Origin of the sequence: Mesorhizobium sp. M7A.F.Ca.MR.362.00.0.0, assembly GCF_004023175.1 — a bacterium.
Classification (GTDB): domain Bacteria; phylum Pseudomonadota; class Alphaproteobacteria; order Rhizobiales; family Rhizobiaceae; genus Mesorhizobium.
Map to the genome: position 1 here is coordinate 8,294 of NZ_RZTF01000223.1, position 2,459 is coordinate 10,752.

2 protein-coding genes are annotated in these 2,459 nt (G+C 64.3%); both read right to left on the reverse strand.

What is annotated here, in order from left to right; genetic code table 11:
- Nucleotides 1-823 (reverse strand): hypothetical protein (locus EOC06_RS23735; RefSeq protein ID WP_206631243.1); only part of this gene is annotated, 823 nt, incomplete at its 3' end.
- Between the two features lie 227 nt (nt 824-1,050).
- Nucleotides 1,051-2,331 carry a GNAT family N-acetyltransferase gene (locus tag EOC06_RS23740; RefSeq protein WP_127272362.1) on the reverse strand — a complete coding sequence of 427 codons (1,281 nt, stop codon included), beginning with the start codon at nt 2,329-2,331 and terminating at the stop codon, nt 1,051-1,053.
- Nucleotides 2,332-2,459 lie beyond the last annotated feature (128 nt).

A 2,459-nucleotide genomic window follows, 5' to 3' on the forward strand; every position in this document is an offset into this window, starting at 1 on the left:
CGAGCGTGGACAGCCGCACCTGCAGGTCCTGCCGCACCAGCATCTGCGCAGACAGTTTGCCGGTCAGTCTTTCGTTGTGGAGCTGGTAATCCGCGACCTTGGAACGAAGCAGCATGGCGGCCTGTTGCAAGCTGGCGAGCCGCGATGCAACGTCCTCACGCGCCTGCTCGGCGGCTTGCCTGGCGATGATCTCGTCGCGAAGTTGCCCCGACACGCGCGCCAGGTTCCGGCCCAGACGCTCGACCTCGACATTCGCTTCGAGGAACCGCGTTGCGCGCTGGCCGGCATGCCTGTCCGCTTGCGCAATGGTCTGCCGTGCCCTGTTGAGTTGGACCTCCAGGTCGGCGATGGTCTTGCTCGCGATCGATAGCTCGCGCGATTTTCGCCCAAGCTCTTTCGAGGTGCGATCCTGCAAGCGCTGCAGCTTCGCCACCTCTTCCTGCAATTCCCATTTGTCGGTATCGGGAGCGTCGGCATCGTGCGTTTGCGCATCAAGCCTGCCCACATCGTGGTCAACCAACGACCACGCCAAGTCGTCAACGGCACGTGGATCCAGCCTGTCGTTGGACAAGGGCGAGGAGCCGCGCATGGCGCGGGCCTGGCTCGAGCCCGTCCGGGCCGAAGTCGAGCCGAGGGAGGCGGCCAGCGTGTCTGACTGGGCCAATCCGGTCACGGGCTCCTCTTCGAAGAGAGGCAAAGCTTGATACGTTGCGGCTCGAATGCTTCGAATCAGTTCGTCGAAGTCTTCGTCGGTCCTTCGGACAACGGCGCTATCCTCCGCACTGATGTGCCGGGCGCCGTTGGCCTGATGATTCAGCGACATTTCTCTCTCATCGCTACCGAATCACTAGATTATCGTGAATTAAGAACAAGAATGCGAGTAGGTTTTATCGGCTTTCACTGGAAATTTCTGCGAGAAATCTCGTTTTTTTATAAGCGGAGATCAATATTCGCGTTTGCCTGCTGGCAACCGAAGTAAACTCCCGGTCACCCACCCGTCAAATATTGCAGCGAAGATGTGCCATTCTCCAGAACGCACCCTGCCTTTTCTCAGCGCCGCCCCAGCAAGCTCTTCATGCGGTTGCGCAGCAGGCGGGCCATGTTGCGGGTTTCGCGGTAGAGGTGCAGTTGCGAGGCGGCCTGGCGGGTGAGGCGGTCGGCGTCCGGCGCCAGGCCGATCACCAGCGTGCCCATCGGCTTGCGCTCCGCCCACAGCCGGCTCATCACCGGATGGTCGGGCACCGCGCAGGAATCGGTCATCATGATGTTGGGATCGTCGAGATGCTGCCTGGTCACCTCGATCATCAGCAGCGTGCCGGGCGAATAGCTGGCCAGCGTCTCGTCATAGGCGGTCTTCCAGGTGTAGGCGATGCCGGCTTCGACGAAGACGATCAGGCAGGCGATGGTGCGGCCGTCGAGCGTCAGCGAATGGATGCGGCACATGTCCTGTTCGGCCAGCCGGTGCACGGCTTCGCGGGCGAAGGCGGCGCGGAAGCGGTCGATCGCCATGGCGGTGCGTTCGCGGCCTTTCCAGCCGGCCGCTTCCAGCGACAGGAAGCCTTCGATGGCATGGCGGATGTCTTCGGGGCCGCGCGCCACGACATGCTCAAGCTTGCCAAGGTCGCCAAGGCGCCGCTTCAGGCGGCGGAACTCGCGATAATGGTGCGCGCGCAGCGAGGCCTTCAGATAATCGTCTCCATCGAGCTCGCTCTCCAGCGCCGGGCGCTGAATCTGGCCGGTGGTGACCAGCGTCAGGCCGCGCGCCTCGGCCACGGTGGCAAGCAGGCTCGCCACCGGGCCATCGAGCCGGACATCGGCCAGGACGAAGACTTTCGGCAGCTTGAGGTGCGGGCGCGACAGCATTGAGAAGAAGTCTTCGACGACGCCGACAGGATCGTCGCGGTCGACCAGCGGCGTGCCGAGCGGACCGAACGGGCTCGACCATGTGCGCATGACCGGCACGCCGAGCGGCACCACCGGCCGTTCCACCGAGAACGGCACCAGAAGGCGCAGCCGGTTGCGGTATTCGTCGCCGTCGCGGATGACCGCCAGCCGCACCTCGCGGTCCTCCAGCCGCGGCATGGCGGGCGCCAGGAAACGCGGGTTGAAGAACACGTTGGGCTCGACCGTGCGGGCGCAGAGATAATCCAGCTCCTCCACCAGGTCGAAACCTGCCGATGCGGGGTAGATGGCGAGCTTGCGCTCGGGCCGGTTGTTGGCGAGGATTTCGATATGGGCGGGGTCGGCGTCGCGGGTCAGCCCGGCAAGGCCCGACACCATGGCGCCGGCGGTGCCGCCGCTGGTTTCCTCAAGCAACGGGATGGCAGCCATCACGCGGCTCCTTTCGGGGCTAAGAAGATGAGCATGGCGATACCGAGCTTGCGCCACACCGTGAAGGAGAGCGCGCCGGCTTCGAAGATCATGGCAAAGGCGGTGGCCATTGCCGCGCCCCACAGGCC

Coding starts and splice junctions, on each gene's coding strand:
- EOC06_RS23740 (WP_127272362.1), bottom strand. CDS start 2,331: ATGGCTGCCATCCCGTTGCTTGAGGAAACCAGCGGCGGCACCGCCGGC.